The 18,893-nt window shown below is 66.5% G+C and carries 17 protein-coding genes; 9 read left to right on the top strand and 8 right to left on the bottom strand.

Annotation, left to right across the window (positions count from 1 at the left end; all coding sequences use genetic code 11):
• Nucleotides 1–51: 51 nt before the first annotated feature.
• Both C458_RS01855 and C458_RS01850 read right to left on the bottom strand, forming a co-directional pair.
• Entirely contained in the window at nt 52–1,026 is a 975-nt protein-coding gene (locus tag C458_RS01855; RefSeq protein ID WP_008572731.1) for a deoxyhypusine synthase, read from the bottom strand.
• A 96-nt stretch (nt 1,027–1,122) separates the two neighbouring features.
• Nucleotides 1,123–1,566 (bottom strand): DoxX family membrane protein, encoded by a 444-nt coding sequence (locus tag C458_RS01850; RefSeq protein WP_008572728.1) that lies wholly within the window; start codon nt 1,564–1,566, stop codon nt 1,123–1,125.
• 679 nt (nt 1,567–2,245) lie between these two features.
• Between C458_RS01850 and C458_RS01845 the strand changes: the two genes are divergently transcribed.
• From C458_RS01845 to C458_RS01810, 8 genes are all read left to right on the top strand, one after another.
• On the top strand, nt 2,246–2,983 hold the full coding sequence (locus C458_RS01845; RefSeq protein ID WP_006600132.1) for a 2-phosphosulfolactate phosphatase: 738 nt from the start codon (nt 2,246–2,248) through the stop codon (nt 2,981–2,983).
• Entirely contained in the window at nt 2,976–3,773 is a 798-nt protein-coding gene (locus C458_RS01840) for a sugar phosphate isomerase/epimerase (protein ID WP_008572724.1), read from the top strand. Before C458_RS01845 ends, C458_RS01840 begins: the two co-directional genes overlap by 8 nt.
• A gap of 281 nt (nt 3,774–4,054) precedes the next feature.
• Nucleotides 4,055–4,918 carry a hypothetical protein gene (locus C458_RS01835; protein ID WP_223174106.1) on the top strand — a complete coding sequence of 288 codons (864 nt, stop codon included), beginning with the start codon at nt 4,055–4,057 and terminating at the stop codon, nt 4,916–4,918.
• 19 nt (nt 4,919–4,937) lie between these two features.
• The gene (locus C458_RS01830; RefSeq protein WP_008572721.1) at nt 4,938–6,779 is read left to right on the top strand and encodes an ABC transporter ATP-binding protein; all 1,842 of its coding nucleotides are present in this window, start codon (nt 4,938–4,940) and stop codon (nt 6,777–6,779) included.
• Nucleotides 6,776–7,735 (top strand): energy-coupling factor transporter transmembrane component T, encoded by a 960-nt coding sequence (locus tag C458_RS01825; RefSeq protein ID WP_008572720.1) that lies wholly within the window; start codon nt 6,776–6,778, stop codon nt 7,733–7,735. Before C458_RS01830 ends, C458_RS01825 begins: the two co-directional genes overlap by 4 nt.
• Nucleotides 7,736–7,961: 226 nt before the next feature.
• The gene (locus C458_RS01820; RefSeq protein ID WP_008572718.1) at nt 7,962–9,200 is read left to right on the top strand and encodes a sensor histidine kinase KdpD; all 1,239 of its coding nucleotides are present in this window, start codon (nt 7,962–7,964) and stop codon (nt 9,198–9,200) included.
• A gap of 120 nt (nt 9,201–9,320) precedes the next feature.
• Nucleotides 9,321–9,962, top strand: a complete 642-nt coding sequence (gene rdfA / locus C458_RS01815; protein ID WP_008572716.1) for a rod-determining factor RdfA — start codon at nt 9,321–9,323, stop codon at nt 9,960–9,962.
• 361 nt (nt 9,963–10,323) lie between these two features.
• Nucleotides 10,324–12,303: an archaea-specific SMC-related protein gene (locus C458_RS01810; protein WP_008572715.1), complete on the top strand. Its 1,980-nt coding sequence runs from the start codon at nt 10,324–10,326 to the stop codon at nt 12,301–12,303.
• Nucleotides 12,304–12,408: 105 nt separating this feature from the next.
• Here C458_RS01810 and C458_RS01805 read toward each other — a convergent pair whose 3' ends face one another.
• Nucleotides 12,409–12,702: a Zn-dependent oxidoreductase/NADPH2:quinone reductase gene (locus C458_RS01805; RefSeq protein ID WP_008572713.1), complete on the bottom strand. Its 294-nt coding sequence runs from the start codon at nt 12,700–12,702 to the stop codon at nt 12,409–12,411.
• Nucleotides 12,703–13,280: 578 nt separating this feature from the next.
• Here C458_RS01805 and C458_RS01800 point away from each other — a divergent pair.
• Nucleotides 13,281–14,498, top strand: coding sequence for an inorganic phosphate transporter (locus C458_RS01800; RefSeq protein WP_008572711.1), 1,218 nt, complete (start codon nt 13,281–13,283; stop codon nt 14,496–14,498).
• Here C458_RS01800 and C458_RS01795 read toward each other — a convergent pair whose 3' ends face one another.
• From C458_RS01795 to C458_RS01775, 5 genes are all read right to left on the bottom strand, one after another.
• Nucleotides 14,499–14,822: a hypothetical protein gene (locus tag C458_RS01795; protein ID WP_008572709.1), complete on the bottom strand. Its 324-nt coding sequence runs from the start codon at nt 14,820–14,822 to the stop codon at nt 14,499–14,501.
• Between the two features lie 274 nt (nt 14,823–15,096).
• On the bottom strand, nt 15,097–16,395 hold the full coding sequence (locus C458_RS01790) for a P-loop NTPase (protein ID WP_008572707.1): 1,299 nt from the start codon (nt 16,393–16,395) through the stop codon (nt 15,097–15,099).
• Nucleotides 16,396–16,397: 2 nt separating this feature from the next.
• On the bottom strand, nt 16,398–17,228 hold the full coding sequence (locus C458_RS01785) for a HEAT repeat domain-containing protein (protein WP_008572706.1): 831 nt from the start codon (nt 17,226–17,228) through the stop codon (nt 16,398–16,400).
• Nucleotides 17,225–18,124 carry a hypothetical protein gene (locus tag C458_RS01780; RefSeq protein WP_008572704.1) on the bottom strand — a complete coding sequence of 300 codons (900 nt, stop codon included), beginning with the start codon at nt 18,122–18,124 and terminating at the stop codon, nt 17,225–17,227. The genes C458_RS01785 and C458_RS01780 overlap by 4 nt, the downstream gene beginning before the upstream one ends.
• Entirely contained in the window at nt 18,121–18,891 is a 771-nt protein-coding gene (locus C458_RS01775) for a molecular chaperone TorD family protein (RefSeq protein ID WP_008572702.1), read from the bottom strand. Before C458_RS01775 ends, C458_RS01780 begins: the two co-directional genes overlap by 4 nt.
• Nucleotides 18,892–18,893 lie beyond the last annotated feature (2 nt).

The following is an 18,893-nucleotide window of genomic DNA, read 5'->3' as shown; positions in this document are numbered from 1 at the left end:
CGCCCACATAGCGCTACAAAGGGGACAATAGGATGCGGAGGTGGAGACGCGCTAGTTCTTGAACGCGCCGGCGACGAGAAGCGGGAAGACGAGCGTCGCCTCGGCTTCGATTTGCGTGTAGTTCGTGTCGTGGTCCTTGATTTTCCCCCACGACACGGCTTCGTTCGGGGGCGCGCCCGACAGCGAGCCGTCGCCCTCCATCCCCGTCGAAATGTAGACGACGTAGTCCGCGCCGCCGCGGAAGAGGTTCGTCATGATGGCGTGGTGCTTGGGGACGCCGCCGCCGACGGCGATGAGACCGGTTTCATCCGCGAGGAGGCCGTCCTGGATGAGCGAGTCGTAGTCGTCGAGAATCTCGATGCCGACCTCCTTGTCGTAGCCCTGCCGGTAGTAGTAGAGGAAGTTACCCACCTCGGCGTCGGTGAGCGCCGGACAGTAGACCGGCACGTCGTTGTCGGCCGCCTGCTTCAACACCGAACGTTCGTCGTCGAGCGTCTCGCCCAGTTCGCGGGCGAACGCCGTCGGCGTCCGCACTTTCTCCTCCGCGAAGAAGTCCTCGAAGAAGTCGTAGAGGTACTGTTCGAGCCAGACGTACCGGTCGGAGGGGACGTAGATGTTGCCGAGGCGGTTGATGCCGCGCTCGCGGAGTTCGCCCTCGTCGGCGTCCCACGAGCCCATCTTGAACGGCTTGGCGGTCTTGATGACGTCCTCGGTCAGCGACCCAGAGGTCGTGATGAGCACGTCGACGAACCCCTCGCGGACGAGGTAGGCGACGGCCTCGCGCAGGCCCGACGAGATGATGTTCGAGGTGAACGTCAGATAGACGGTCGCATCCGCGTCCTGCATCTCCTCCGCGATGTCGATGGCTTCGGCGAGCTGCGTCGCCTGAAAGCCGGTCGTCGCGTACGCGTCGAGGAACTCGTCGAAGTCGAACGCGCCGTCGAAGTCGTAGCCCCGAACGTCGGCCGAGTCGATGGCCTCGTCGCTTCCGGGGACGACGTGGTCGTGAGTGTCGTCTTCGGTCATCGGGTACGGCTCACACCGGCGCGCTTGAATCAGTTCCGTTCGGTTCCGAAAACAGCCGGACTGCGTGGGGGTGGACACCAATCCGCTCGGCGACGGTCACCGGTTCGACGACGAGTCGACGCCGCCATCGCACTCCGGGCAAGTGTACCACCACGCCCACGCGACGAGTACGCCCTGAAGCGGCAGGCGAAGCCACAGCGCGGCGTCCGAGGGTTCCCGAAACGCCGCCGGAACGCCGTCGAGCACGATGTCGCTCGTCGCCATGTAGACGTTCGCGGGGAAGACCGCAATCAGCAGTGCGATGAGCCCCCACGCGGCGACGCGTTGGGTGCGGCGGACGCCGACGCCGACGCCGAGGGCGATTTCGACGACGCCCGAGACGTAGACGAGCGCGAGCGCCGCCGGGAAGCCGGGCGGAACGACCTGCGCGTACGCGTTCGGCACGACGAAGTGCATCACGCCGGCGAGGACGTAGAGGCAACCCATCGCGTACCGGAGCGGCGTCTTGAATCGGCGGAGTCGTTCGGCGGCGAGAGTCATCCCGAATCGACGTTGGACCGGCGGTGGAAGACGCTGTCGGCGGCAACGACGCGGCGGCCACGGACGCTTTCGAAGCTCACTAATCAAACAGTAAGACAGTAATTATACTGATATATTCGTCTCTCCGTCTCGTGGCCGAAGCGACCGAAGTCGGGGCAAACCGCCGGCGGACTGGGAGCCGACCACGGGACTCCCGCGTCGATAGCCCCAACCACGACGACGGCGTCGTTTGCCACGAACGGGTGAAATTCAGGCGATTGCGGGTGTTACGGTGATATCTTCGTGGCGGTGTGAACGCGGTCGCACGCGCCGCGGTGGAGCGGGTGCGTTTCGGGGCATCAAACAATTCGGGAACGCGTCCAAATCACGACCGAAGTGGGACGTTCCCGACTGCTCGGCTAGCTCGAAGGAAGCAACGCCGAGTGTGGTGCTGTACGCCCCCGAATCGACAGGGAGTGAGACAGACGGTTCGTCGGAGGAACGTCGTCGTTCCAAGCCGCGGTCGGGACCCCGACCGGCGAGAAAGAATTATCAGAACTTCTAGTAGAAAATAGTTCGTTTTCAGAGTATTCTCCGCGACCCCGGTGTCGTCGAACGAGGTGTTCGAGCTACTGATAGTACGGGTCGATATATATCGCTACTAGCAATTGACTTGTAGGTGTTGTCGAGAGCCTGGGTTATGTCCGCAGATGGACGACAGACAGAGCCGTTCGTAGAGACGTTGATAGAGGGTTGCGAGAACATCCCGGCGGAGCCGACGCCGGGCGACTACGTGGTGGTGGACGTGACCCACTTCTCGGCGACCGTCGCGGAACTGCTCGCGCTCGGCGCGGAGTACGTCCACGTGACCGACGAGCGCGGCGACGAACCGGCGTACCAGGAGGACCACCCCGACTGTCTCATCGGCGGCGGCAAGACCGACGACTACGAGCCGAACCCCGGCTACGACTTCTTCAACTCGCCGAGCTACGTCCAGCAGTTGGACCTCGACGGGCGGCCGACCGCGATGACCTCCACGAACGGCGGGCGCGCGGTCTCGACGCTCCGCGAGCGCGGCGGGTCCGATGTCGAGGTGTTCGTCGGCGGCTACACGAACGCCGCGGCGGTCGCGGACCTGCTCGAAGCCCGCGGGCGGCCGGTCACCATCGTCGCCAGCGGGTCGAGCGGCCAGCCGACGCCCGACGACACCCTCGGCGCGGCGCTCATCGACGAGTGCCTCCACGGCGATGGCCTCACCGACCGCGACCGCGAGCGGTACGCGCGCCTCCTCGTGACCGCGAAGGGGCCGCGATACGAACAGAAACACGAGATTCGGCGGCGCGACCTCCACGAGTTCGAGACGGCTATCGACTCTCGGTCGGTCGTGCCCGTCCTCCGCGGCGACCGCCTCGTCCCCGCGAGCCGGGTCGATGTCTGAGGCGACGCCCGTCCAGCGACCGCGCTTCGGCGCGTCGATGGATATCCGCTACGCCGACGAGGTCGCGTCGTTCGCCGGGTTCCTCCGGCGGTTCGACCTGAACCACGTCGAACTCCGCGCGGGGTATCTGGACGTGCAACCGGGCGAGCGAGACGCCGAGCGCCTGCGGGCGGTCGCCGAGGAGCTCGACGTGAGCTACACGGTCCACGGCCCGCACCTCGATGTCGCACCCGGAAACGTCAACGAGCGCCTTCGGAACGCCGCGGTCGCGGCGACCAAAGAGGCAATCGAGCTCGCCGCGGCAATCGACGCCGGCGGCGTCATCGTCCACGGGGGGTCGGTTCGGACGCGCTACCCCGACCACGTCCGCGAGCACACCCGCGAGCAGGCGGTCCGAACACTCCGCGAGTGCGCCGAGTTCGCCGCCGAAGTGGGCGTCCCGGTCTGCCTCGAAAACCAGCGCGACAAACCGGGCACGCGTCGTCACACGGCGACTCCGGACCGACTCGCCGCGTTCCTCGACGACGTCGGCGTCGGCGACGAGTTCCTGAAGCTGACGCTCGACGTGGGGCACGCGAAGGCGACCGGCGTCGATTACGAGCGGTTCGTCGAGCGGTTCGGTGACCGCATTCAAGTCGCGCACCTCCACGACAACGACGGGACGGAAGACGCGCACGAACCGCTCCCGTCGTTCCGGTCGGTCGCCGCGGACATCGGTGCTCCGTACAACGTCTTGGAGATGAAGTCCCGCGCCGATGTCGAGCGCTGCGTGAGCGCGACCGACGCCTGACGGTTGGGGTCGGGCTCGGGGTCGGTGTCGGCGTCGGCGGCGGCGGCGTCGCCACCGCTCGATTCCCGGTTCCGCGCCGTTCTTTTTTCGATGCGAGCAGTTCGTGCAGTCGCATCCGAATCGGTCCGCGAGCGCCGCGGCCGGCCGGCGTCCGGAGCGCGATATACTGCTGTGATTGCTATGTACTGCCACCGATTACTCCACAGAGTATAGTCGGATATACAGTCGTACGCTGTGCTCATACCAACGATTAACCAATTCGCTTAACGACCACCACCCGGATGGTGACAACGTCCAACAACTCGAGTAGTGCGTTCAGTTTCGACCACAGGGACATGATGGCGTTCATCCTCGTCATGTCGCTGCACGGTTTGCAGAGCATGATTACGGAACTCCTGCCGGAGTTCTCGATAGGCGGGTTAGGCGTCTCTATCGGACCGTTCTGGTTCGTCGCGATGTCGGTCGTTCTCCTCTTCCGGTCGTTTTGGGCCTGTCTCGCGATTCCGGTCGGCGGCATCGTCTTCGGTGAAATTCTCATCGGTGACTTCAGCGCGCTCGGCGCGGTCGAGGGCCTCATCGTCATCACGCTGTCGTGGTTCTTCGCGATGTCGCTCATCACGGACCCGAAGAACGTCAAGCAAATCGCGGCGGTGGGCTTCCTCGCGAAGGCGATGGAAGAGACCGCGGCGTGGTTCATCGACGTCGGGAAGTTCTACGTCGGCGTCGAAGAGCTCGAAGCGATTTCGTGGCTCCCCGAGACCGTGTGGGCAACCGAGGGAATCGGGGCGCTGCTTCAGATTATCATCGCCGGCGTCGTCTTCGGGGCGATTCCGACGCTGTTCCTCTACCCGCGACTCCGCGGGAAAATCGAACCGCTGCTCGGCATGAGCCCCGTCGAGGGCCGCGACGGCCCGATGTTCACGCGCACGTCGCTGAAGCGACTCATCGCGTGGGTGGCGCTGATACCCGTCGCGTTCGCGTTCGAGACGCTGAGCGAGACCAGCGGCGGGCTCGTCACGTTCACGCCGGAGTTCGTCGAAACGTACGGCCAAGCGTTCCTGTTCGTGCCGATTGCCATCGCGGCGGTCATCTCGTTCGGGCTCGTCGCCTACCGCCAGCGCAAGGTCGACGGCTTGCAGGACTGAACCCCCATCTTTTGTTTTCATGAGCAGCAACAACATCGTCGTCGAGGACCTGACGTTTCGGTACCCCGGCGGCGACGAGGCGGTACTGCGCGACGCGAGCGTGACGATAGAGCCGGGCGAGTTCACGGCCGTCGTCGGTGGCAACGGAAGCGGAAAGACAACCCTGTGTAAGACGTTCAACGGCCTCATCCCGCACTTCTTCGAGGGGACGTTCGACGGGCGCGTCAGCGTCGCCGGCACCGACACCCGCGAGTCGGACGTGGCCGAACTCTCGAAGACGGTCGGTTACGTCTTTCAGGACTTCGAGAACCAACTCGTTCAGGAGACGGTCCGCGACGACGTGGAGTTCGCGCCCCTCAACCACGGGCTCGACGACTACGCCGAACGGGCGACCCGCGCGCTCGAAACCCTCGGCCTCGACCACCTCGAAGACCGGTTCATCTGGGAGCTGAGCGGCGGCCAGCAACACCTCGTCGCGCTCGCGGGGGTGCTGGCGATGGACCCCGAGTTCATCTTCGTCGACGAGCCCGCCGCGCAGCTCGACCCCCGAAACGCCCGCGAGACGTACGAACAGCTCCGACGACTCAACGAGGAGCGCGACAAGACGATAATCGTCATCGAACACCACTCCGAGTTCATCGCCGACTACTGCGACGAGATGGTGCTCGTCTCCGACGGCGGGGTCGCCTGGAAGGAACCGGTCGAAGTCGGGCTCAACAGGCTCGACGACCTACTCGCCCACGACATCCACCCGCCGCAGGTCACGCAAATCGCCGACGGCCTGCCGTCCGAGGTCGGGACCCTGTCCGACGGACGGTATCCCGTGACCGTCGACGAGGCGGCGACGGCGTTTCAGCCCGCCGCTGCGCGCGGGTCGCGGGCCGCGGTCGACGGCGGCGCGGTCTCGACTACCGGTGCGGACACCGACGGCGCACCGACCGACCACGAGCGGGACGAGAGCGCGCTGGTGACGATGCGCGGTGTCGGCCACGGCTACCCCACGCTTCGAGAGGGGTACAACCACGTCCTCGATGGACTGGACCTCGAACTGCACGCGGGCGACCGGGTTGCGCTCGTCGGAGCCAACGGCTCCGGGAAGTCGACGCTGTTGCGGTTGCTGACGGGGTTAGAGTCCCCCGACCGGGGAACGGTGACGGTTCTCGGGCGCGACACGAGCGAGACGCTTCCCGAGCAGTTGGCCGACGACACCGTCTACATCCACCAGAACCCCGAGGAGATGTTCGTCGAGGACACCGTCCGCAAGGACATCGCCTACTACCTCGAAAACCGCGACGCCCCGAACGTGGACGACCGCGTCGACGAGATTCTCGCGTATCTGGACCTCGAACACCTCGCGGACCGCGACGGCCGCCTGATGAGCCTCGGCCAACAGCGCCGCGCGTCGCTCGGTATCGGGCTCGCGACCGACCCGACGGTCGTCCTCTTGGACGAACCCACGGGCAGTCTCGACCTCCAGAGCCGCCGCGAAGTGACCGGCATGCTCCGGAAGGCCGAGAGCCGCGTCGAGACCGTCGTCGTCGCCTCGCACGACCTGCAACTGGTCGCGGCGTGGGCCAACCGCGTCCTCGTCATGGGCGAGGGCGAGGTGCTCGCGGACGCGCCGCCGGCGGCGGTGTTCTCCGACCCGGACCTCCTCGCCGAGACCGACCTGCGCCAGCCGCAGGTGGTCGAACTGAGCCGGCGACTCGGGCTGGAATCTCCCGCCCTCAGCACCGACGCGATGTGCGAAACGCTGGCGCGGTCGCTCGGCGGCGACGTGGTCGCAGATGGCGGTGGCGGCGGCATCGACGAGGCCGGCGATAGCGACGACGAAGCCGAGTCCGATGGGGGGACGCGATGAAGTACGTCGACGCGCTCACCGACATCTCGGTCGCCGACATCAAGGTCGATTTGATGCGGACGGCCTACGACAACGAGGACGCGCTGTTGAACAGCTTCGACCCGCGCGTGGTGCTCGTGTGGACCGTGCTGTTCATGATTATCCCGTGGCTGTTCTACGACACGCTCCCGCTGGCCATCCTGCTCGCGGCGGCCTTCGCGCTCGCCGCGCTCTCGCAGGTCAGCAAATACCTCCTCGCGTTGCTCCTGTTCGGTCAAGTCACCAACGTCGGCTTCTTCGTGGTGTTGGTCCCGCTCATCGGCGGGGCGATGCGAGCGGTGGGCCACTTGGGTGACAACGCCGGTCGGGTCGTCGAAGGCGTCACGACGGGTGATGTGAGCGTGTTCGCCGAGACCGGGACTATCGTCGTAGCCGCGGTCGGCCGGGGTATCCACACCGCCACGACCAGTCAGGAAGTCGGAATCGACGCCGTCGGGGCGCTCGTCCCGTTCTTCCTCAAGCTCACGATAATCTCGGTCATCAGCCTCGCCGTCTTCTCGGCGATGAGCCCGCAGAAACTCAGCAAGGGGATGTTGCGTCTGGGCGTCCCCCGTCAGCTCACGTTCGCCATCGCCTACGGCTACCGGATGATGCCGCTTCTCGTCGAGGAGTACCACGCGCTCATCAACTCCTTCCGCCTCCGGAGCAAGGTTCCCGAGAAACAGGGACTGTTCAGGTGGCGCTACTTCTCCTACCTGCTGACGCTCTCGGTCAAGGCGTTTTATCCGCTGATTTTCAACGTAGCGAAGCGCTCGCGGGTCACCGTCGAGGCGATGGAGACGAAGGGGTTCTCGCGCTCGCTGGGCGACGAGCGGAGCCAAGCCCTCCGGACCGAGGGCATGATGGTGCGGACCCGAGACGTCACGTTCGTCTTCGGGTCGCTGCTGTTCGTCGCCGCGGTCTGGGTGTTCACCTGAGCTGACGGCACGCGTCGCCCCGCGAACTATTTTCGACTCCGTACGACTACCGAACACGGGGGACAGCTACCGAACGGAAAGTGAGGCAGACAACCCACATAGCAACCACTTCATCGGACATCGCCGTCAACGAGCGTATGCACGCGAGACAGACGCCGCCGGTCGGACGCGGGAGACGCTCGAGGAGTGGTGAACCGAGATGAAACCCGAAACACGGACGCAAGGAGTGGACGACGAATCAGCGGGGGCAAGCGAGGAACCCGCCGGAGCCACGCATCGATACCTCCCGTGGGCAGTCGCCGCCGGGTCGGCCGTCCCGGTCGTCGCGCAACTCGCGGCGCTCCCGCCGGACCCGACGACGGCGGCGCTCGACCTCGTCGGCGAGGGCGTCGTCGTCGCCGTGCTCTTCGCGTGTCTGTTCGTGGTGCAACGAATCCGCGACCCATCGGTCTTCTATCCGCTGGCGGGCGGCGTCGCGGCCTCGTACCTGTTCGCGCTGACCGACTTCCTCGACGAGTTCGTCGAACAGCCCGTCTGGTTCAGCTACCTGTTCGAAGACGGCGCGCAGGCGGTCGGCGCGGTGCTCCTCGTGTTCGGCCTCTATCGGTGGACCGTCGCGCGCCAGCGACGGGAGACCGAACTCCGCCAACAGCGCGAACAGCTCGCCGTCCTTAACCGCGTCCTCCAACACGACATCCGCAACGACGCGCTGGTCATCCGCGGGTGGGCGTCGGTCGTGCGGAAGGAGGCGGGGTCGGCGGCCGACGAGCGACTGGAGAACATCGTCGCCGCGAGCAACGGCATCATCGACCTCACCGAGAGCACGGCGCAGTTCACCGACGTGCTCACCTCGGACCGCGCCGCCGACCTCGAACCGAAGCCGCTGGCCGAGACCGTCGAGACGGAGCTTCGAAAGGTCCGTGCCGCGCACGACGCCGGCGTGGTCGTCGCCGGCGACCTCCCCGAGGTGAACGTCCTCGCCCACAGCATGCTCTCCGCGGTCTTTCGGAACCTTCTCGTCACGGCCGTCGAGCGGGCGGACGCCGAGCGCCCGCAGGTCCGCCTGCGCGCCGAGCGCGGCGCGGAGACCGTGACCGTCCGCATCTCCGACGACGGAGCGTCGTTCCCCGAGGACGCCCTCCTCGACGCGGGCGAGACCGTCGCGGAGACGCCCGACTCCCGAACCGGTCTCTCGCTCGTCGCCGCGCTCGTCGAGCAGTTCGGTGGGAGCATCGCGGTCGAAAACGACCCCGACGGCGGCACGACCGTCGCAGTCACCCTCAGAACCGCCGAGGACGCGACGGAGTCTCCCACCGACCGGGTCGCTGAGAACGCCGGCGACGCCGAATCGACGCCCGCGGGGTCGCCTGCGACGAGCGTCGGCGGGGACGCCCGAGACGACTTCGCCGCCGTACATTCGGACCGCGAATCGTCGGCCGGTCGCGGCGACGCCGCCAACTACTGAGGCTCCGTCTCGGCTTCTCGTTTCCACCCGCTGTCCTCTGTCTCCACCTTCGCACTCTCGCCCGGAACCACGTCTCCCCCCGCGTCAAGCATATGTGCACGCCCCGAATAGCAGTCGGTAGTGAGCGATTCACACGACTCCCCGGGCGGGAAACGCGGCCCCGAGAGCAAGGTCAGCCGACTGCTCCGCGAGCGCGGCTTCGACGGCTTCGGCGCGGAGCTCGAACGCCGCTGGACCGCCGAAGCGGACGCGCGGTCGAGCCTCCGTGACCTCGCAGACGCGTTCAACCGGCGACTCCTCCGCGCGGCGCTCGCCGAGCGGAACGAGCGCGCCCTCGACGGCGAAATCGAGACCCTGTACCGCGTGCTCACCGACGATGACGTGTCGAGCGGGGCGCGAACGAAAGCAGTCCACCGACTCGAACGCACCGGCGTCGACGTCGAGCGACTGGAGTCCGACTTCGTCTCGCATCGGGCGATGCGCACCTATCTCACCTCGTACCGCGGGGTGACGCCGCCCTCAGAGACCGACCGCGATGGCGGCGACCTCCGCGAGCGTCGCACCGAAACCATCCGACGCCTGCTCGGTCGCGTCGAGCGCGTCACCGAGAAGTCGCTGTCCGACCTTGCGGCCGCCGACGAACTCGACATCGACCCCGAGACCGCCGAACTGTACGTCGATGTTCGCGTCCACTGCCCGGACTGTAACTCCCAATACACGGTCGAAGATCTCATCGACCGCTGCGGTTGCGACTGCGACTAACGCCGCTTCGCGCATCGTCCTCCCCGATATCGAGCATCCCGAAGCGACTGGGTTCCGAGTTCGAAAGCCGTTCCGAAGCCCGCCGCGGTTCGAAACACGTTCCACCGATACCTGTGGAACGAGTTGTATGCCACCGCCGTCAGACGGAGATACGAGGCAGAAAGACGAATGGTACGAAGGCCGTCGCGGACGAACCAACGATTGAATCGACGATTGACTTCCCGAGACGGCTCAAACCGCGGTCTCAAGACGCCGATACGCGGATTCGAACTCGGGGCGAGAAACACGTTCCAAAGATATCTATGGAACGAGTTTCGGACTTGTCACCAACTGTTTTCACGGACCCCGGTGTGGTCACTGTATGGCCACGACGAACGCACCGGCCCGCCTGACCGTCGCCGGAATCGGCGGCGTCGACGAGACCACCGTCGCGTTCGAACGCGGCGTCACCGTCCTCACGGCAGGGGATGCCGCCGACCGAACGTCGCTCCTTCGGGGTCTCGTGACCGCGCTGGGAAGCGACGAGCACTCGCCCGACTGCGACGCCGATACCGACGACAACCGGGTCGAACTCGCCGTCGAGGGCGAGCGGTACGTGCGGACGTTCGCGGGAGAAGGCGACCGGGTCGTCGCGTCCGGCGACCCGTATCTCGACGACCCGGCGGCCGCCGACCTGTTCGCCTTCCTCCTCGGCTCGAACGAGGCCCGACAGGCGGTCACGGCCGACCGCGACCTGCGGAAACTCGTCATGCATTCGGTCGACATCGACGACGTCAACGAGGAAATCGCTGACCTCCGCGCCGAACGCGCCGAGTTGGACGACCGAATCGAGGCGCTCGCGGCGCTCGAATCCGACCGGCCGGGGCTCCGCGACCGCCGCGACGAACTCGACGCGGCTATCGAGCGACTCGAAGCCGAGTTAGCGGACCGGCAGGCGACCCTCGACGGAATCGAATCGGCGGCGGTCGACGGCGACACCGACGCCGAGGCGAACCCCGAACCCGACGCTAACGGGTCCGATGCAGAGGCGCGACAGGACCGGCGACGGGAGTTGAACGCGGCGCTCGACGACATCGAGTTCGAACTCGAAGCGGAGCGGGAGTCGCTGGACGCGCTCGACGCAGAAATCGACGACATCGAATCGGAACTGGACTCGCGTCCCGCCGACCCGGCCGCCGAACTCGACGACTTGACCGACGAACTCGCGGAGTCACGGGCGCGAAAACGACGACTGGATGCCGACATCACGGACGTGCAGCGGACGCTCCAGTTCAACGAGCAGTTCCTCACGTCGGAGGCATCGCCCGTCGACGCTGCGAGCGAGGTCGAACGCGAGAGCGGGAACGACGAAAGCGACGGCGAGTCGGACGACGACAGCGTCGTCTGTTGGACGTGCGGAACGTCGGTTCCCGAAGCGAGCATCGAATCGACGCTCGACCAACTCCGAGCGCTCCGCGACGACCGCCGCGAGGAGCGCGCAGAACTCGCAGACCGCATCGAACGACTCCAAGAACGCCGGTCCGAACTCGAAGCCCTGCGAGAGCGACGACGGGACCTCGAAACCCGACGCGAGGAGTTACGCCGTGAGCGCGCCGAGCGTCGGTCCCGCGTCGAAGACCTTCAAGCCCGACGCGACGATGTCGAATCGGACATCGTCGACCTGCAACGCGACGCCGAGGACGCCGAGGCGGGCGAGGGCGACCGCGCCGCGCTCCTCGACGCCCACCGCGAGGTCAACCGCGTCGAATTCGAGTTAGAACGGCGGCGCGAGGAACGCGACGCCGTCGTCGACGAACTCGAAGCCCTCGACGCCGAACTCGACCGACGGACGGACTTCGAAACACGGACGGATGAAATCGACGACCGAATCGACGACCTCCGAGACCGCATCGAACGGCTCGAACGCGCGACGGTCTCGGCGTTCAACGACCGCATGGCGGACGTTCTCGACGCCCTCGAACACGACCGACTCGCCCGTGTCTGGGTCGAACACCGGAACGACGGAGACGGCGGCGACGACGCGCTCTCGACCGGACGGTTCGTCCTCCACATCGAGCGCCGGACTGACGACGGGAAGACCTACGAAGACGTTATCGACCACCTCTCGGAGTCGGAGCGCGAACTCGTCGGCCTCGTGTTCGCCGTCGCCGGCTACCTCGTCCACGAGGTGTCCGACGACGTTCCATTCCTCGTTTTCGACTCGCTAGAAGTTGTCGACGCCGAGCGCGTCCGTCGACTCCTCGACTACGTCCGCCCGCACACCGACTATCTCGTCGTTGACGTGTCCGGCGAGAGCGCGCGAGCGCTCTCCGAGCCGTACCGACGACTTCGGGCTCTGTGACTCTGAACTGCCGGTCGAAAACGAGCCCGACCTGACAGACGTAGACCTGTAATCGAAACCGCTGAAAACGAAGTACTCGGGGGGCTGCCCGTAGCCACGCAGGGGTTACACGGGCAGGTCTGTTATGCACGGCCGGTCTTCATCGAAACGACGACGCAGCTCGGCCGCGCGGTCGAAGGTGGCCTGCGTGTCCTCGAACGACGACTCGAAGGTCACGATACTGTCCACGTCGAACCGGCCCGTTTCGATTCCCTCGATGGCCTCGGGGTACGTGTTACTGAACCTGAACGACCCCTTCTGGTCGTACTCTTGGCCGATGGTCTCGACGATGTCGGTGGGGAACTCGGGTTCGAGGGGGATACCGACGAAGACGACGGTGCAGCGCGCTGAGTCCGTCAACGACTGACACCGAGAGAAACGCCGCGGCGGGGTTACTACGGGGGCCTATTTCCCATCAGTCATGTAGATTATTAGCACGTCTAATATAGCCCGAGTGGAGTGGGAATATCTCAGTATCTCATAACCCGATACGGTAGTACCTCGAAAGCACAAAATACAAGTTTAAATCCGGTATTAGATATGTCCATGATACATTATTCAGATTATTTGAATTTTTCAGATTATATTTATCCGTTTCCATCGCCAGTAATGATGCTGTTAGTAATCAATATTACCGGTCGCTAAAACCGTGTCGCCGTCGTTTCGAGCAGGCGCAACAGTACGGCGACCGTGAGTAGCTAGCCCGCTGTCGTCCGAAACACATCCCGACGAGGTTCTCACGTCGCGGACGGCCGGGGTCAGTTCCGCTATGAACTGTATTAGTTATCCAGATAATTCGCTCATTACCAGTCGATATACCCGAATTCGGAGGGTTCATCCGTCACCTACCACGGTTTTCTCATACATGGGCATACGTCGTTGTAGCCAGTGGCAGTCTCCCCCTTACCGCCAGCGACCGAGGAGGGAGCGTTGACAGCATGGCGTCGGTCATCGCCGTTCTCGCAATTGCACTCTTGGCGGCTCTGTTTATGTCGTTCACCGTCGGTGCAAACAGTAACTCGGCACCCGTCGCGCCCGCCGTCGGCGCGAACGCTCTTTCGGTTCTCCGAGCGGCCCTCCTCGTCGGCATCGTGGCCGGACTCGGAGCGATTCTCCAGGGTGGCAGTATCTCGGAAACCATCGGCAAGGACCTCGTCACCGGCGTGTCGATTACGCCGCTCGCGGCGGCGGCGGCCCTGCTGACCGCCGCGACGCTCATCACAATCGGCAACACCTACGGCTATCCAATCCCGTCGGCGTTCACCGTCACGGGGGCGATGATCGGAGCCGGTCTCGCCCTCGGCGGCGGCTTCGCCGTCGACGAGTACGTCGTCATCCTCGGGTTCTGGTTCGCGATTCCGCTCGTCGAGGGCGTCCTCGCGTACGGACTCGCGCGCGGCCTTCGAAGCGACGCCATCCCCGAAACCGTCGGGATTCCCGTCCTCGGTGGCGCGGTCGGCTACGCGTTGGCCAACATCCAGCTCACGGTCATTCCAACCGCAGCCGGTACACAGGGTTCAGTCGCCCGATACCTCGCCACCACGTACCAGTTCCTTCCGACGGTCGTCGGCGGCTCGTACACCCTCGGGATGGTCGTCGTGAGCGTGGTCGGCGGGCTCGTTGCGCTCGTCGGGACACGGGCGTTGCTCCACCGCGACGAGACTGCGGGCATCAATCAGTTCCTCGTCGCGCTGGGGCTCATCGTCGTGTTCACGAGCGGCGGCACGCAAGTCGGCCTGGCGACCGGTCCGCTGGAAGCCGTGTTCGAGACTGACCTCCAGCTCTCGTCGATTTACCTGCTCGCGCTGGGTGGCGGCGGCATCCTCCTCGGGGCGTGGATTCGAGGACCGCGACTCGTTCAAGCCGTCTCGAACGAATACGCGTCGCTCGGGCCGAGGCGGTCGATAGCCGCCCTGATTCCCGCCTTTCTGATCGCACAGCTCGCGATTGTACTTGGGATTCCAATCTCGTTCAACAAAGTGATGATTGCGAGTATCGTCGGAAGCGGACTCGCCGCCAGTTCGTCGGGCGGAAGCGGCGTCTCACCGCGGAAAGTCGGCATCACGATCGGGTCGTGGGTCGGGTCGATGCTGGGAGCGGGCGTCATCAGCTACGGCCTGTACCTCCTGTTGAACGCGGCCCCGTTCGTGGGATAGTCAGGAGACGAGTCGGTCGATAATCTCTTCCTCCGCGGCCTGCGTTTTCATCCCCTCCCACGTCTCGAAATCGGTCGTGGCGGCGATATACTCGTTGAGGCGGTCACGCGAGATGTCTTGGGCGTCGTCGATGCCGTCGAATGCCCACGGACTCTGCTCACAGAACCCGTCGAACGAGTCGAACTCGGTGTGGTCGCGCATGAACGACCGCGAGAAGAAGGCGTCCGACTGGACTCGGGCGCCCGCTTGCAGTTCACCGATTCGAGTGAGCGCGTTCCCGACTCTCTCTTCGAGGTCCTCCAGCCCGGTAATCTGAAGTTCCATAGCGGGGGTGGCGTCTCGACGCGGGTAAAAGCCACGACCACCCACTGGCGTCAGTTCGAGGAGACACACAGTCCCGGCGTCCGGTTCGCATCTCGTCGGACCGGAGGGCCTGAGGACTCGTCGGAGCCGGATAGATTCCGAGACATCGAAATGGCTACGTTCTGGGGCTACCGGTCAGGGGTTTGTCATCCACCTCTCCGCGTCGGGCGCGGCACAGAAACCGGCGACGAACACGAGACCGGTCACCGGCGGCTGTCGTTCCATCGGCTCTCGCTTACGGTTTCGTCGCAGTCAACAGCCAGTCGTTCGGCGTTCGTCGTTCGACGCTGAACCCGTCGATTTCCGCGGGGTCGCGGTCGGTCAGCCCGCCGAGGAACCGCCGGACGGGCGTCGGGTCGCGGTCGCTGACGAGTGCGAACGTTTCGCCGCTCGCGAGCGCGGTGAACCGTTCTGCGACCCGCTCCTTCCGCCGTTCCGGCGGGTCCCCGCGGATGTCGAGTGCGTCGTCGGGAGCGTCGGTATCCCACGCGGTCGCCGCCGCCTCGGAGACCGACTCCGCGAGTGTTTCGAACGCCGGTGCGGCGTCGCCGGGCGCGGGCGCCTCCTGAAACTGCGGGGAGAACGGAAGCTCGGCGAGCACCGTCGCGTCGAGCCGTTCGCTGGCGGTCTCACCGGGAAAGAGCTCGTGGGTGTCACCACAGGAGGGGCAGGCGAACTCGCGCATATTGACGACCGCCCCGAGAACCGGAACCTCGTTGTCGCGGAAGAGTTCGATGCTCCGCGCCGTGTCGTCAAGACTCGACTCGAAGGGCGTCGTCACGACGACGACGCCGTCGACGGCAATCTCTTGTAGTGTGGTCAGGACCACGTCGCCGGTCCCCGGCGGCAGGTCCAACACGAGGGTGTCGTCGGCGCTCCAGGCGGTATCCGCGAACAGTTCGGTCAGCGCGTCGTGCGCCATCGCGCCCCGCCACGCCAGCGGCGCGCCCGACTCCATCAATCCGACGCTCATCACGTCGAGCGAGGCGTCGGGCCCCGCCACCGAGACGGGAAGCGGGTGGCCCTCGTCGTCCGAGTGTACGGGGCCTTCGACGTCGAGCAACGACGGGACGTTCGGGCCGTGGATGTCCGCGTCGAACAGCCCGGCTGAATGCTCGCCGGCGAGTGCGCACGCCAGACCGGTCGAAACGGTCGATTTCCCGACGCCCCCCTTGGCACTGGCGACGGCGATGACGGTATCGAACGCGTCCACGCCCGTCGCACCGCCGCCGGACGACGGCGAGACGGGTTCGACGTGCGCGCTCTCGACCGCGGGCACGTCGCGGACCGCCTGCGCCATCGCGCGCACGACCTGCGTCGCGTTCGCGTCGTCGAACTCCGTCACGGCCGCGCGGACGGTCACGCTCGCCCCGTCGACGGCTATCGATTCGACTAGCCCGGCCTCGAAAACGTCGAGGTCGGCATCGGGGTCTCGGACGGCTCGGAGCGCCGATTCGACGCGGTCTCGAAGCTCGGACTCGGTGTCTGACTCGTTGTTCGTCGGTTCGTTGTTCGTCGGTTCGTGTTCGCTCATGGTCAGAGGTTCGGTGTTCGATTGAGGTCGTCTTCGCCGGGCAGGGTGCGGTCGGTCTCGTCGAGGACGCCCGCGAACTGGCGTCGGAAGCTCCCGGAATCGACCGCTTGGGACCGGACCGCCGTTTCTCGCACGACGCTCTGTTCGTCGTCCGCGAGTCGGGACAGCGCCTCGGCCGCCCGGTCGGTTTCGACCCCGCCGAGCAAGTGCGCCGCCCACTCTCGCACCCGCTCGCTCGGGTCGTCGGCGGCGGCAACGAGCGCATCGCACGCGTCCTCCCCGCGGAGTTTGAAAAGCGAGACGAGCGCGTTTCGCCGGGCGGCGTGGTGTGCGTCGTCGAGTGCGGCTTCGATGACCGCTTCGTGTGCTCCCCGGTCTAGACGGTCGAGCGCGACGACGGCCTCGGCCCGGACCCACGGGTCGGGGTCGTCGGTCAGCGCCCGCGCGGTCTCGGCCGCGAGGTCGCCGCCGTGTTTCGCCAGCGCCTCCACGGCGAACTGCCGCACTTCGGCGTCTTCGTCTGTCGTCGCTGCGCGGGACAGCGCCTCCACAACGACCCTGTCGCCCTCCCGTTCGGCGAGCGCGAGTGCGGCCCGCCGACGCTCGACCGCGTCGTCGCCGGCGAGCGACGCAAGCAGGTCGGAGACCGGGTGGTCCTCGACGGGTTCCGTGTCGCTTGCACCGAGGTCTGAGAGCGTCGCCTCGCCGATGGTCACGTCGCGGTCGACCTCGATGTCTTCGAGGCCCGCAGGGTCGACACCGAACCCGGGGCTCTGTTCGGGGTGTAGCTGTGGGTCCGGCGGTCCGTCGGTCGCCTCTTCTTCGTCTCTCACGCTCGCTCACCCCCGTCGTACGCGACCAACGCAGCCGCGACGACGACCCCGGCCGCTCGGAGCACTGTCGCGGGGACGCCGGCCACGCAGAACAACGCGGCTCCGAGCGCGACGGCGGGCCGACCGTCGCGGAGCGCGGAGACGACGCCGGCGGTTCCGCCGGCCGCGGCGAAGGCGACGAGACTCGTCGGAACGCCGACGACACCGCCGCCGACGAGCAGTACCGCCCCTGCGACGTACGGGGCGCTTGCGACGATTCCGAAGGTGGCGATTCCCGCGGTTATGCCGGCTAGCGCACTGGTTCTATCCCAGCCGACAGCGAGCGGGACGACGCCGACCGCGGTGAGCGCGACCCCGGAGCCGAGCGGTCGAAGCGTCGCCGGCATCACGCCGGCGGCCGCCGCGAGCGAGGTCGCCACGCCGACCGCGGCGAGGCCGACCGGCGCGGCTCGTCGGACTCCGTTCCACTCTCGTTTCCGTCCGAGCGCGACGAACCTGTCCGCCGCGACGACCGCGAAGCCGACCGAAACGCCGATTGCAGCCGGCTGCCACGCCGCGGCCGCCGTCCCGAGTGCGAGGATTCCGAACCCGCCGGCGAAGGCGAGCCCAACGCGTTCGGCTCCGGCGTCGGCGGTCGACGCGAGAAGCAGCGCCGCGAACGCGGGACCGACCACGGCCAGCGCCGACCAGTCGGCCGCGAGCGTCGTGACGCCCGCCGGGAGGCCGCCGGGAGCGTTGTGGCCGACGCGGTACGCCGTCACCGCGGCGAGCGGGACGACTGCGAGGACGCCCGCGAGTGTTCGAAGCACCCCGTCGGACACTCGGGACCGAAGCGCGGCGACTCCGGACGGCCGTGGGTTCGAGCCGACGGCGTCCTCGACGCCCCGGCCGCTCACGGTCCGTCACCTCCCTCGAACCGCGCGGCGAGCGCGCGTTGGTCGGCGGCGACGAAGCGGTCGAGGAAGCTCGCGACTTCGCCGTACAGACCCGCTCCGGACGTGTCGGCCGCCCGGTCGGCCAAGCCCCCGGCGACGACGTGGAGGTGGCGGTCGTGGAAATCGAGCCGTGCCCGCGCCGCGTCGTCGGCGCGCCCGTCACCCGGGTCGGCCGCGGCCTCCAGCCGCGCGAGGTAGCCCGCGAACTGGAGTTCGTACGGGAGATAGTCGTGGTTGTCACGGGTCTCCGGGTCGATTTCGAGCCCGAAGTAGTCGTAGGCGCGAGCGAGGTCGAGGTTCACGTCGTTCCACGCCGCATCCGGCCGGTACGACGACTCGTACAGCGAGATACGCGGTCCCTCGCTGTCGAGCGAGCCGTCCGTCCGGTCCGCGTACTCGGCGTAGCCCACCGTGAACAGGTCGTTGAACCGGGCGCAGGCCGTCTCGTAGTCGTCGTCGACGGTCAGTTCCGGCGGGGCGACCGACAGCCCGGTCGCATCGAGGAGCCCCCGGACGGTCTCGTCGACTTCCCCGGCGGCGAGTCGCTCGTGGAGCCGCTCGTCGGGCTCGTCGAGCAGCGTCGCCAGCGCGGTATAGATTGCCGCCCGCGCCGCCGCGGGTCGGTCGACCGCGCTCGAATCGATGCGGTCGGCGTCGTTGTTCGTGTCGCTGTTCGTATCGTTGTTCGTGCCGTCGGTTCGCGTCTCCGCGTGGGTGTTCGTGTCCATCG

Origin of the sequence: Haloferax sp. ATCC BAA-644 (assembly GCF_000336975.1) — an archaeon.
Taxonomy (GTDB): Archaea; Halobacteriota; Halobacteria; order Halobacteriales; family Haloferacaceae; genus Haloferax; species Haloferax volcanii.
The sequence above is the reverse complement of the archived record's forward strand: the minus strand, read 5'-3'. Positions and strand labels throughout refer to the sequence as shown.